Origin of the sequence: Rhizobium sp. WYCCWR 11146 (genome assembly GCF_013591995.1) — a bacterium.
GTDB lineage: Bacteria > Pseudomonadota > Alphaproteobacteria > Rhizobiales > Rhizobiaceae > Rhizobium > Rhizobium indicum.
The window spans coordinates 282,201-295,015 of sequence record NZ_JACCEY010000023.1 but is presented as its reverse complement, the minus strand read 5'-3'; the positions used below and the strand labels follow the sequence as shown (position 1 = coordinate 295,015).

General features: G+C 59.4%; 11 protein-coding genes. 4 read left to right on the top strand and 7 right to left on the bottom strand.

Annotated features, from left to right (window positions below; all coding sequences use genetic code 11):
• Window positions 1–6 precede the first annotated feature (6 nt).
• Window positions 7–870 (bottom strand): MurR/RpiR family transcriptional regulator, encoded by an 864-nt coding sequence (locus HX899_RS18960; protein WP_181293064.1) that lies wholly within the window; start codon window positions 868–870, stop codon window positions 7–9.
• Between the two features lie 21 nt (window positions 871–891).
• The gene (locus tag HX899_RS18955; RefSeq protein ID WP_003553181.1) at window positions 892–1,281 is read right to left on the bottom strand and encodes a RidA family protein; all 390 of its coding nucleotides are present in this window, start codon (window positions 1,279–1,281) and stop codon (window positions 892–894) included.
• Between the two features lie 111 nt (window positions 1,282–1,392).
• Here HX899_RS18955 and HX899_RS18950 point away from each other — a divergent pair, with 111 nt between their 5' ends.
• The 4 genes from HX899_RS18950 to HX899_RS18935 all read left to right on the top strand — a co-directional run bounded on the left by HX899_RS18950 (window position 1,393) and on the right by HX899_RS18935 (window position 6,688).
• Window positions 1,393–1,875 carry a hypothetical protein gene (locus tag HX899_RS18950; protein WP_181293063.1) on the top strand — a complete coding sequence of 161 codons (483 nt, stop codon included), beginning with the start codon at window positions 1,393–1,395 and terminating at the stop codon, window positions 1,873–1,875.
• A 30-nt stretch (window positions 1,876–1,905) separates the two neighbouring features.
• On the top strand, window positions 1,906–3,381 hold the full coding sequence (locus HX899_RS18945) for a M81 family metallopeptidase (protein ID WP_181293062.1): 1,476 nt from the start codon (window positions 1,906–1,908) through the stop codon (window positions 3,379–3,381).
• Entirely contained in the window at window positions 3,382–4,482 is a 1,101-nt protein-coding gene (locus HX899_RS18940) for a D-TA family PLP-dependent enzyme (protein WP_181293061.1), read from the top strand. It abuts the gene before it with no gap.
• A gap of 499 nt (window positions 4,483–4,981) precedes the next feature.
• Window positions 4,982–6,688: an adenylate/guanylate cyclase domain-containing protein gene (locus HX899_RS18935; protein ID WP_138331427.1), complete on the top strand. Its 1,707-nt coding sequence runs from the start codon at window positions 4,982–4,984 to the stop codon at window positions 6,686–6,688.
• Between the two features lie 582 nt (window positions 6,689–7,270).
• Here the strand turns inward: HX899_RS18935 and HX899_RS18930 are convergent.
• The 5 genes from HX899_RS18930 to HX899_RS18910 form a co-directional block, all read right to left on the bottom strand.
• A complete protein-coding gene (locus HX899_RS18930) occupies window positions 7,271–8,404 on the bottom strand; it encodes an ABC transporter ATP-binding protein (RefSeq protein ID WP_164047142.1) in 1,134 nt (377 codons plus the stop codon).
• A 193-nt stretch (window positions 8,405–8,597) separates the two neighbouring features.
• A complete protein-coding gene (locus HX899_RS18925; protein WP_138331655.1) occupies window positions 8,598–9,803 on the bottom strand; it encodes an ABC transporter substrate-binding protein in 1,206 nt (401 codons plus the stop codon).
• 73 nt (window positions 9,804–9,876) lie between these two features.
• Complete coding sequence (locus HX899_RS18920) at window positions 9,877–10,734, bottom strand: carbohydrate ABC transporter permease (protein WP_003553169.1); 858 nt, start codon at window positions 10,732–10,734, stop codon at window positions 9,877–9,879.
• Window positions 10,731–11,615 carry a carbohydrate ABC transporter permease gene (locus HX899_RS18915; protein ID WP_011655221.1) on the bottom strand — a complete coding sequence of 295 codons (885 nt, stop codon included), beginning with the start codon at window positions 11,613–11,615 and terminating at the stop codon, window positions 10,731–10,733. The genes HX899_RS18920 and HX899_RS18915 overlap by 4 nt, the downstream gene beginning before the upstream one ends.
• 13 nt (window positions 11,616–11,628) lie before the next feature.
• The gene (locus tag HX899_RS18910) at window positions 11,629–12,786 is read right to left on the bottom strand and encodes a Gfo/Idh/MocA family protein (RefSeq protein WP_138331654.1); all 1,158 of its coding nucleotides are present in this window, start codon (window positions 12,784–12,786) and stop codon (window positions 11,629–11,631) included.
• Between the last annotated feature and the right edge of the window lie 29 nt (window positions 12,787–12,815).

The following is a 12,815-nucleotide window of genomic DNA, read 5'->3' as shown; positions in this document are numbered from 1 at the left end:
TGAACCTCAATCTCCAAGCAATTGCCGGTCGTCGCCATCGCGGTGAATGACCAGCTGCTGCTTGATGCGCCGAAGCGTGGTCGTCGCCTTCGGCTGAACGGCATAGGCAACCAGGCTCGACAGGATATCGATCGTCGCGATGTAGGCTATGCGCGTCGAGGTCGGGCGATAGATATTGTGGCCCTCGGGAAGGTCGATCGGCACGACGATTTCGGCGGCCTTGGCAACCGGACTTTCCGTCTGCGTGAGCGCGATCGTCTTCACCTTGGTCTGGCGGGCAAGCTCGAAGGCGCGCACCAGCTCCATATTGCGCCCGGAGAAGGACGAGCCGATCAGCACATCGCCGGGCCTTGCCGCGGCAGCCATCATCAGCTGCATGCTGTGGTCGGAACTTGCGGTGATGCGAAGCCCGAGACGGAACAGGCGGTTCTGGAGCTCGTCGGCGATCATCGACGAATTGCCGCCCGACCCGAACGCATAGATCATATCGGCCTTGGCAATATGCGAAACGGCGGCTTCGATCGCGGCAAGATCGAGCGACCGATGCAGGAGAAAGAGCGCGTTCTGGGCCTTGGTGATGATATCCTGGGCGACATCAGCCGGATCGGTGCTTTTCGATTCCGGTTTCAGATAACGAACGCCGATATGGGCGGTGCGGGCAAGCTGCACCTTGAAGTCGGAAAAGCTCTCGCAACCGAGCCGCCGGCAAAAGCGGGTAACGGTTGGCGGCGATACCTCGGCCCGTTCCGCGAGCTCGATGATCGAGGCATTCACGGCAAACTCGAAGTCGTTGACGATGATCTCCGCGATGCGGCTCTCGGAGGGAGAGAGCCGACTCTTGTCTTCCTGCAGCGTTGAAAAGATATCCAAGCCCGTCCCCCCGATAGTTCTCTATCTATCCTTCTTCTTATAGGCCACGCAGTCGATCTCAACCTTGCAATCAACCATCATCGACGATTGCACACAGGCGCGTGCCGGCGGATGTTCGCCGAAATACTCCTGATAGATTTTATTGAAGGTCCAGAAATCACGCGGATCATCGAGCCAGACGCCGACGCGCACGACGTCCTCGACACCGTATCCGGCTTCATCGAGGATCGAAAGGACATTGGCAATCGTCTTGTGGGTCTGGGCGATGATGTTGCCGTCGATGATTTCGCCATCTTCCATCGCAACCTGCCCGGAAACATACAGCCATCCGTCGGCTTCGACCGCACGTGCGAAAGGCAGCGCCTTGCCTCCGGCGCCCGTTTGAACAGTGCCATAGCGCTTGATGGGCATGCTGAAGTCCTTGCAAATTATTTTCTTGATAAGTTGACAAGTGACCATAGAAAGCAGAATTTGACCAGTGAAAAACACGTTTTATGAAAAGAATTTCAATCTGGGGCAGATATGCGCGATCCTTTCAAGAATCCTTTCCCGTCCGACAGCGCCCGGCACGCTATCTGGGAAATGCTCGTTCCGCGCGATATCGATGCCTTTCTGGCAGCAGACTGGTCGATGGTCGAACATGACTTCGTGGAAGAGGGCTTCATCGGCATTGATGGCCGAAAGGAAGTCAGCCCCGACAAGTGGCGCCTCGCATTTCCGACACTGTCTGCCTATCGCCAGGAATGGCTGAGGCAGGCGGAGGATTTCGCCAAACAGAGTTTCGCAGAAGATACGCGTACGGCGATCTTCACCACGACGACGCTGGAAGATATCGAGATCGAAGGCGACATGGCGCTTGTCCGCAAGAAATTCGACGGCGGCATTTCCAAGCCTGACGGGACCCGAGACGTCATGCAATGGCAGACGCTCTATTATTGCAGGCTTCACCAAGGACGCTGGAAAATCTCAGGTTTCACCGGCTACCTGCCGAACCCGATGGGTTGACGCGGGGCCGACAACGCGAAGGCGACTTTCTTGCGCATTTTCACGGCAGCATTGGCAACCGAGACCAACACCTTTTCCCCGATCTGCGTGGATCGTCGCGCATTCGAAGCCTCTCTCTATGCCCCGCCCGGCCAGCATCCCGAAACACCAACGCTTTGCACCGCGCCGATCACCGTCGGAAGGCGCGTCACCCGAGAAAAGGGTTGGGAACTGATCGAAGGAACGGCCACCTGGGCCGACCCCGCAGGCCTCGTCAACCGGGCGACCTACGAGGAATTGCGTGACGAGATCCTCGGCCAACTCAGCGCAGCAATGCCGGTCGACGCCGTCGTCATGGGCCTGCATGGCGCCATGGTGGCTGCCGGATACGAGGATACCGAAGGCGATCTTCTGTCGCGCATCCGCGAGATCGTCGGGCCTGATGTCCTCATCTGCGCCGAACTCGATCCGCACAGCCATCTCACTGCAAAACGCGTCGCTGCGCTTAATTTCGCCGTCTACTTCAAAGAGTTTCCGCATACGGACTTCGTCGACCGTGCTGAGGATCTCTGGCGCATTGCGGTCGAAACGCTCGAAGGCAGGATCAAGCCTGTTATGTCGGTGTTCGACTGCAAGATGATCGACGTCTTCCCGACATCGCGCGAGCCCATGCGTTCCTTCGTCGACAAGATCATGCAGATCGAGAAAGATGATCCGGACGTCTTGTCGATCTCGGTGATCCACGGCTTCATGGTAGGCGACGTTCCCGAAATGGGAACGAAGCTGCTTGTCGTGACGGACAATAGGCCGGAAAAGGGCGCGGCTTTGGCGCGCGAACTCGGCCTCGAGCTGTTTTCGAAGCGCGGCACCTTCATGGTCCCGCAGATCGACGAGAAGGAAGCCGTCGCGCGTGCGATGGCCGCCACCGCATGGCCTGTCGTCATTGCCGATGTCTGGGACAATCCGGGCGGCGGCACGGCAGGGGATGCGACGGTTATCCTCGAAGAGCTGATCGCCCGCGGCGTCACGAATGCCGCGATCGGTACCATCTGGGATCCGGTGGCCGTCCAGATTTGTTTTGCGGCGGGCGAGGGGGCAGAAATTCCGCTGCGCTTCGGCGCCAAGTCGGCGCCCGGCACCGGCAATCCCATCGATGGCACCGTCAAGATCGTCAAGCTGCTGAAGAATGCCGAGATGCAGTTCGGCGAGAGCCTCGCACCTTTCGGCGATGCCGCACATATCGTGCTTGACGGCCTCGACATCATCCTCAATTCCACACGCGCTCAAAGCTTCGATCCGAGCCTTTTTTCGGCGATGGGCATCGACCCCGCCAGGCAGAAGATCCTGGTGATCAAATCCACCAACCACTTCTTCGCGTCCTTCTCGAAGATCGCGGCCGAGATCCTTTACTGCTCTGCAGGAACGCCCTATCCCAATAATCCGGCGACGACGCCATACCGGCGGGCACCGAAGACCATATGGCCGATCATCGCCGATCCACATGGACCAGAACGCGGAGCCGCCTAGATGCATGACAACCGGTTTGCCGTCATCGCCAAGGCAGGCGACAGGATCGCCGATCTCTCGACGCCGCGTCCTGTGATCGATGAAGACCGGCTGGCGGCAAACATAGACCGCGTTCAATCCTATATGGATCAGCACGGACTGAACTTCCGCCCGCATATCAAGACGCACAAGATCCCGGCTCTCGCCGTCGCGCAGGTTGCCGTGGGCGCCAAGGGCATCAATTGCCAGAAGGTGACGGAAGCCGAAGTTTTTGCCGAAGCAGGCTTCGAGGACATCCTCATCACCTTCAACATCCTCGGACCGCAGAAGCTCGAGCGGCTGGCCAAGTTGAACGAGAGAATTTCGGCCCTCAAGGTCGTCGCCGACAGCGAAGTGACGGTCGACGGGCTGGCAGCACATTTCTCCGGCCACAAGCCGCTCACGGTTCTGGTCGAATGCGATACCGGCGGCAGCCGCTGCGGCGTGCAGACGCCGGGTGAGGCGGCCTCGCTCGCCAAGCGCATCGCCGCTGCCGACGGCCTCACCTTCGGCGGCATCGTGACCTATCCGAAGCCGCAATCGGCCGCCGCCGTGGAAGCCTTCATCACAGAGGCGCTCAAGCAGCTGAAAACGGAAGGCATAACCTGCCCGATCGTCAGCAACGGCGGAACGCCGAGCCTCTTCGAGGCGCATCTCGTCACCTCGGCCACGGAACACCGCGCCGGCACCTATATTTACAACGATCGCCAGATGGTGCGCATGGGCCATTGCACCGAGGACGATTGCGCCATGCATGTGCTGGCGACCGTCGTGTCGCGGCCAAACGCCGACCGCGCCGTCATCGATGCCGGGTCGAAGGCGCTGACATCGGATCTTCAGGGTTTTAGCGACTACGGGCTGATCGTCGGTTATCCCGAGGCGCGGATCAGCAGCCTCTCGGAAGAACACGGCGTGATCGACCTGTCGAATTGCACCGGCCCCCGGCCGCAGATCGGCGAGAAGCTCTTCATCATCCCGAACCACACCTGCGTGGTGTCCAATCTGTTCGATACGATGGTCTTCCATCGGGGCGGCATCGTCACCCGCGTCGAGCAGGTCGCCGCCCGCGGTCTCGTCTGGTAGGGGGCGGTTCCGGCTGGAGCAAAATGATGCCGATTGCCGAAGGCTGCGGTTATCGGTGGATCGCTCGCGATCTCCGTATCAGCAAAATACAGTAGCTGATGTTGCGAGACGTGCGCGCAAGGGATGACCTGGTTGCGCCAAGGGCTGACATTTGGCGAGATTGAGTGAGTGACCGATTTGGGGCCGGAAGGAGACTGGCCGCATCTGGAAAGTTAGCCAGAAATGCAGACATAGCGCAGTTGCAGCTCGGGTCTCCCCCGGGACAGAACTGGGCACTTCCGCCGAGGCCCTCGCTCGCCGCCCATCACCAGACGTTCAAGAACCGTCCGCTTTCCGTGGATACTCATTTCCGTGTCGTCCACCTCGACGCCGTCGGTCACAAAGAAGGATGACGGCTCGATGGAGGTGGAGATCGCCGGGACATTACCTCTTTACCACTTGTTGACTCACCCGCGGTTGAACAATAACTTGCGAACTCGGTCGTTAGGCTTGTCCTCACATGACGGATCAATCTATTCAGCGTCGCCTTGCCGCCATCGTCGTTGCCGATGTGGTGGGATATTCACGCCTGATGGAAGCTAATGAAGCCGCAACGCTGGCGAACCTCAGGGAACTCCGTTCCGGCGTTATCGAGCCGGCTGTGATGCGCTACCACGGTCGCATCTTCAAGGTCATGGGCGACGGCTTCCTAATCGAATTCGGTAGCGCGGTGGACGCGGTCGCAGCAGCGTTGGAAATGCAACGGGCCACCACCGCTGTTGAGGCTTCCGGAGACCGGCGCCTGCTTTTGCGTGTAGGCGTCAATCTGGGAGATGTCATTGACGACGGTTCAGACGTCCTCGGCGACGACGTCAATGTCGCGGCGCGCCTCCAGACGCAGGCCGCACCGGGAGGCATCTGCATTTCAGCCAATGTTCACGGCGAGATCGTCGGCAAGATTAGCGACCGGTTCATTGATGCAGGCGAACGCTACCTGAAGAACCTGACTCGCCCGGTCCACGTGTGGCATTGGCCGGATGCGCTGCAGAGCATATTGCCGCTGCCCGAATGTCCCTCGATCGCTGTATTGCCGTTCACGAATATGAGTGGGGATGAAGCGGACGCGCCTTTCGTCGACGGCTTGACCGAAGACCTGATCACCGACCTTTCCCGTACGGCTGGTCTGTTCGTCATCGCGCGCAATTCCGTGTACGTCTACAAGGGCAAGCCGGTCGACGTCCGGCTGGTCGCCCAGGAACTCGGCGTCCGCTATGTCCTCGAGGGGAGCGCCAGACGCGCAATGGGCCGTGTCCGCATCAATGCCCAATTGGTCGACACGCTTGCCGGCCAGCACTTGTGGGCCGACCGGTTTGACAGGACGGTGGAAGATGTTTTCGAACTACAGGATGAAGTTAACGCCAAGATTGTTGAAGCCCTCGTTGGCCGGCTGACCATCCCGACGCCGCGCAATCGGCCGAAGAACTTTGAGGCGTACGATCTGTGTGTGCGCGCCCGCCTCCTGACGGAAGAGTCGCCGCAAACTGAGCGTGAGGCCTATATGCTGCTCCAACGCGCGGTTGAGCTCGAGCCATCATATGCCGAGGCGCTCGGTCTGCTCGCCTATAACCGTTGGCTTGCCTGGACTCATTTCGGCGAGCCCGAAGATCCTAACCGTCGGATGGCGGCGACGTTCGCGCAGAAGGCGGTCGACCTGGATCCCAACGATGCCGGCTGCCGTTATGTTCTGGGGACCATTTTGGCTTATGAGCGGCGATGGGAGGAATCGGAGGCCGCCTTCGCCAAGGCCCTGGAGCTGGACCCCAACCACGCCGACACCTGGGCCGCCATGTCGGACATGTCCGTGCTGGACGGCAGGGTTGCCGACGGACTGGCGCAGATCGAAAAAGCTCTGCGGCTCAATCCCTACCCAGCCTGCTGGTATCTTTGTCATCTTGGGCAGGCGCAATACGCCGCGCGTGACTATGAGGCGGCAGCCGCTACGCTCCGCAGGAAAGACACGTATCGTACCAACTCACGCAAATTCCTGGCTGCTACGCTTGCGCAGTTGGGCCACCATGAGGAGGCGCGGCGAGAAGCAGAATTGTTCCTGATCGCCCACCCTCATTTCACGATCGGCCATTGGCTCAGCTCCCAGCCGCTGCGCGATGCATCTGTACGAGACCACTTTGTTGACGGCTTCCGAAAGGCCGGCCTGCCGGAGATGTGACAGCGGGTGGGGACAATCCCGACGCGTTCGAGGACTTGATCAACGGGATATGCGCTGTGCGAGAACGGCGGTCTGGATCGCAGTGCCAAGCTTATTCAGACGCTCCACAAAACGCGTCAACCAGCCCGAGTCTCGCATGACTTTTCCGCTGGACCGCCTTGCATCATGGTGGCGATGAGCCCGTAGCCCAGAATGAAGACAGGATGCTTTGCGAAACATTTAAGCAGCTTCGCCGAGACATGAAGGCGACGACGCTTACTTCCGCTATCGGCGGCGCAAAGATGCCGTTACCTTGAAACTAGACGATGTCCGCTTTCCGGCAGGTGCAAGGTATGCTTCAACGGCCGAAATGACAGCGCAAAGCCGCCGAAGGTCGACAACGGAAAAATGTCCGCTTTGGGCCGAAGGTTGTTATGACGCAAATGGGCCCGACTCTGCCATCTGCAGGAGATTGTCCAACGACGTTCGTGGGGTGAAAATCACCCGAACCCTACCGGCGAGCAGCCAAAATTGCTTAGGGCGTCGTTTGGCCCGTATCCGGAGCCGACCCCCGGTAGGAAAAACGCCGCCCTGGCCGCCGGTTCAAGCCGCCGTCGGATTGATCACATTCATATCGATTTCGGTCAGCTCGACGCGCCGCTCGAAAGCAATGCCCGCCTCGTCGAAGAGATGGCAATCTGCGGCATTGATGCCGGTTGCGACAGGCGCGTCCGCACGGATGCCGACGCTGCCCGGCAGCATGGCGCAGAAATTCTCGGACTCTCCATTCAGCGAGGCGTAAGCGACCGTATTTGCTCCGAGGCGCTCGATGACCGTCGGCGTCACCTTAAAGACGATATCGCCGCCGCCGAGCTGGATATGCTCCGGCCGGATGCCGAGCGTCAAAGCCTTGCCGGCCATGCCGTCACGCGGCGTCACCGGCAGCACGGCTGTCTGGCCCTGATAATCCACCTCGACGCCATTGGCGCTGACGCCCTTGCAGGTCACGGGAAGAAAATTCATTTTCGGATTGCCGATGAAGCCGGCGACAAACTGATTTGCGGGCTTGTGATAAAGCTCCAGCGGCGCGCCCGTCTGGGAGATATCGCCGGAATCCAGCACGACGATGCGGTCGGCCATGGTCATCGCCTCGACCTGGTCGTGCGTCACATAGATCATCGTTGCCTTCAACTGCCTGTGCAGCTTGGCAAGCTCGATGCGCATGTCGGCGCGAAGTGCTGCGTCGAGGTTGGAAAGCGGCTCGTCGAACAGGAATATCTTCGGTTCGCGCACGATGGCGCGACCGATCGCGACGCGCTGGCGCTGGCCGCCGGACAGCATGCCGGGTTTCTGCTGCAGCCGCTGTTCGAGGTGAAGGATGCGCGCCGCGTTTTCCACCTTGGCCTTGAGCTTTTCCTCTTCCATCCTTTCGACCCGAAGCGGGAAGGCGATGTTCTCGAAAACAGTCATGTGCGGATAAAGCGCGTAGGACTGGAACACCATGGCGATGCCGCGCTTGACCGGCGGCAGATCATTGACCCTGATACCATCAATGACGATGTCGCCCGCCGTCGTCGCGTCGAGACCGGCAATCATGCGCAGCAGGGTGGATTTGCCGCAGCCTGAGGGCCCGACGAAGACGACGAACTCGCCGTTCTTCACATCGAGCTGCACGCCCTTCAGAACTTCGTAGTCGCCATAGAACTTCTGAACTTTGTTGAGAAGGAGCTGTCCCAAAAATCTGTCTCCGCTGGCGGCCTTCGTCGCACATTCGATCATCGTGACTGCATGATTCCTTACATTGGATTCGATTTAAGGAATTATGCAGCAATTCAAGGTGTTACAGCGCCGCACTGCGAAAAGACATGCGGCGCTGCAGGAGGGGGATCGCGGGCTGTTGCCGTCCGCGATCCCGCGACCCCAAAGAGGCTTACTTGAACGCCTCGACTTCGCCGGCAGCCTTCTTGAGTGCTGCCTCCGGCTCGGCCTTGCCCGTCACCACGGACTGTACCATCTCGATCATCGAGTTCTGGAAGCCCTTGTAGTCGGTGAAGAGCGGCTCGGGACCACCGTAGCTGATGCCGTCGATCAAGGGCTTCCAGTGGGGATCCTTGGCGACGAATTCATCGACCTTTGCAGACGGCCGCAGCGGGGTGAGGCCGGCGCCGCCCTGCAGTTCGTATTCCGACTGCACATCCGGCGAGGTGATGAACTTGGCGAATTCCGTCGCCTTGTCCTCGACCCCCGAACCCTTGAAGATCGCCAGGCTGTCGGTGATCAGCAGCGTGCCGGGGCCTTTGGCGTCGGGGCCGAGCGGCAGCGTCGTGATGCCCCAGCTGATCTTCGTTGCCTTCAGGCGGTCGGCTGCACCCGAGCCTGCCTGGATCATAGCCACTTTGCCGTCGAGGAAGATGGCGCGGACTTCGTTCTGCTCGTAGGCGGTCGGGCCTTCTTCGGAGTAGGGGACGATGTCCTTGTAGGCCTTCAGCGCGGCGAGAATCTGCGGGCTGTCGAGCGTAACCTTGCCGTCGGCATCGATCACCGTGCCGTTGTTGGTGTAAACCCAATGCATGAACTGGTGCATCGTATTGTCGAAGGTCTTGGCGGAGAGACCGAAGCCCGGAATGCCGGTCTTTTCCTTGATGGTCTTTGCCATCTCGATTTCTTCAGCCCAGGTCTTCGGCGGCGTCTCGGGATCGAGGCCAGCCTGCTTGAAGAGATCCTTGTTCCAATAGAGCGCCTTGGTGGAGAAGGCGATCGGAACGCCCCACTGCGTGCCCTCGAAGGTCACGGTGTTGACGATGTTCGGATAGTAGGTCTTCTTCTCGTCGTCCGTCATCGGCACAGGAACGATAAGGTCGTTCTGCGCGAATTCCTTCAGCGTGCGCGAGCCGACATAGGCCATCGCCACCGGCGTGCCGGCGGCAGCGAGCGTCGTTGCCTTGTCCTGGCACTGTGCCCATCCGACGACCTCGGGAGCGACCTTCCAGCCTGTGTTCTTTTCTTCCCATTGCTTGATGTATTTGGTGTGGACCGGGTCGATCGTGTCGCCGCAATAGATCCAGCTGATTTCCTTGTCGGCCGCCTGGGCAGTGACGGCGGTCAGTGCCGTCGAACCGAGCAGGGCGAGCGCCATAAGGCCTGTCTTGATGGTAATGCTCACGTCGTGACTCCCATTCTTGTGTTAGCTGTTCACTCGTTTTTTGGTCTTATTGTTTCACCGCACCGGCGGTCAGCCCGCCGACAAGGTAGCGCTGAAGGAAGAAGATGACGACCATCGCCGGCGCGATACCGACGAAGGAAGCCGCCATCAGTTCGTTCCAGATGACCTCCTGCTTGCCGAAGTAAGCAAAGAGCCCCACCGGCAAGGGCATGTATTCGGTCTTCGAGTTGAACGTCAGCGCGAAGATGAATTGCTGGGCGTAAGCGCCGATGAAGGTGGTGATGGCGACGACGATGATCCCCGGCATCGCAATGGGAAGGATGACCCGGCGCAGCGTGTAGAAATGGCTGGCGCCATCCATGTAGGCCGCTTCGTTGAGTTCCTGCGGAATACGGATCATGTAGGTGCGCAGCAGCCAGATCGCCGAGGGGATCAGGAAGGCGACGCCCGGCACGATCATGGCGAGATAGGTGTTGAGCACGCCGATGCTGCGCATCAGCCGGAAGAGCGGGATCAACAGCACGGCGCCGGAGAACATGTTCACCGTCAGGAAGGCGCCGAGCAGGATGCCCATGCCCCTGAATTCGAACTTCGCAAAGGCATAGGCCGCCGGAATGACGAGGCAGAGCACGATCAGCGTGACGATGATCGAGATGAAGAACGAGTTGAAGATATAGCGCCCGAAGCCCGGCACACTGATCCACATCGTCCGATAGGCTTCGAAGGAGCCGTTCTCCGGCCAGAAACGATAGGGCGAGGAGAAAAGCTGGCTGAGCGGCTTCAGCGAAACCAGGAAACCTTCGACGAAGGGCGACAGCACGAAGAAAAGAAACAGCGCAATGCCGCAATAGATCAGGATGATTTCCCACCAGCGGTAACGGTCGATCATGGCTGCATTGCTCATGCGCGTTTCTCCGGATTGAGGCGGCGGGTGACGCGGAAATAGGCGAAGCAGAAGAGCGACAGGAAGATGCAGATCAAAACGGCGCGCGCTGCACCTTCACCGTATTTCTTCGAGCCGATCGCCGTCTGATAGGTATCGATGATCATCGTCGTCGTCTCGCCGCTCGGTCCGCCCTGCGTCAGGATCCAGATGATGTCGAACGAGTTGAAAGTGGCGATCAGCGAGAGCATCGACATGGTGATGATCGCCGGCACCATGAGCGGCAGCGTGATGCGGCGGAAGCGGTACCAGCGGCCGGCGCCGTCGGTCCAGGCGGCCTCGTAGAGATCCTTCGGAATGGATTGGATCGCCGCCAGGAAGTAGATCGTCACCAGCGGCACGCCGATCCACACGTCGGTGATGATCGTTGCCCAGAAGGCGGTGTTTCCATAGGCGAGGAAGGCGACAGGGCCGTCGACGAGTCCGAAGCGCTGCAGCATGCCCGATATCATCCCGAACTGGCCATTATACATCCAGCCCCACATGAAGATGCCGATCGCCATCGGCACGATCCATGGCGGCATGGTCAAAAGCCGGAACAAGGAGCGGCCGGGGACCGCGGCATTCAGCATGCATGCGCCGAAGGTGCCGATCACCATTTTCAGGGCGACCGAGAAGAACGTCCAGATGAAGGTGCGGATGATCACTTCCGCAAACCGCTCGTTGAAGATCTTCTCGTAATTGGCCCAGCCGACCCAATTGGTGGTCTTCCTGAGGGACGCGTCGGTGAAGGAGAGGATGAAGGTATCGACCAGCGGATAGGCGACGATCGCTAGAACATAGAGCACAGCCGGAAGAAGAAGGATGCAAGCGAAGATGAAGGTGCTTCTTTGAACACTCATCTTGCCGCCCTCCTCAAGCCGCTCTCGCGTGAAGGGCTTCGTCGAAGCGGTCCCAGACGGGTCTGAGATCGACGACCGCTTTCTTCATCCTCGCTTCATCCATCGCCAAGGCGAGGATGCCGGCTTCGAGCGCATTCAGGGTGGAAACAGGAAGTTCGAGCCCGGTGCGCACGCTTTCAAGCAGGTCGCTCGCCATCTGTTCATCGGCGCCGTAATGCTGGGAGAGCTCGGTAGCGGCATATTTGTTTTCGACAATCTTGTTGCCGGTCAGCTGTTCGTGAACGTCGAGATAACCGCGGACGAAATCGCCTTCGGCCATGCCGCGCGAACCCATGATGGCAAAACGGCGGAATTGATCGGGCACGTTGAGGTTGGTGTGGAAGTTCATGCCGACGCCATTGGCATATTCGACGATCGCGACCTGATAGTCGATGATATCGGCATCGCTGTCGAAGACCTTGTCCGATCCCATCCATCCGCTCGGCTTGCGGTGGAAAAGCTCGAGGTCGTTGATGCCCTCGCGCGCCGGGTCGTTGGCCGGAATGAAGCTCTTGCGGCCGCCGAAACTGGCGACGCGCTCCGGCCGTGCGCCGGCGACGCCATTATAGAGATCGAGGTCGTGGCAGCATTTCTCCAGCATGAAGCTGCCGGAATAGCGCTCATAGCGGCGCCAGTCGCGCATGAAGAAGGCGCCGTGATAAGGCTCGATATGTTCGGAGGCCTCGATCGACACGATCTGACCAAGCTTGCCCTCGGCCTGGATGGCGCGGAGATCCTTATAAAGAGGAGAATAGCGCAACACGAGACCGACCATCAGTCGCTCATGGCCGAATTTTGCCATCAGATGGGCAAGTTCGATGCTTTCGGCGATCGTCGTGACGATCGGTTTTTCGCAAAAGACCTTGAGACCGGCTTGAAGCCCGAGCCTGATATGGTCGAGATGCAGGTGATTGGGGGAGCCGATCATCAGCAGATCGAGTTTTTCGGAGGCAAGAAGCTCTTCCGGCGAACCATAGGCCTTGCCGACTGAAATTCCCTTTTCCGTCAATCCCGGAAGTCCGGCGGGTTCCGGATCCACATAGCCGACAATGTCGAAGCTGCCATCGATTGCCTTGAAAACATAGCCGAGATAGCCGAGCCGGAATCCTAGCCCGATGATTCCCACTTTCATGCCGATCAAGTTCCCATTTAGTAATTTAT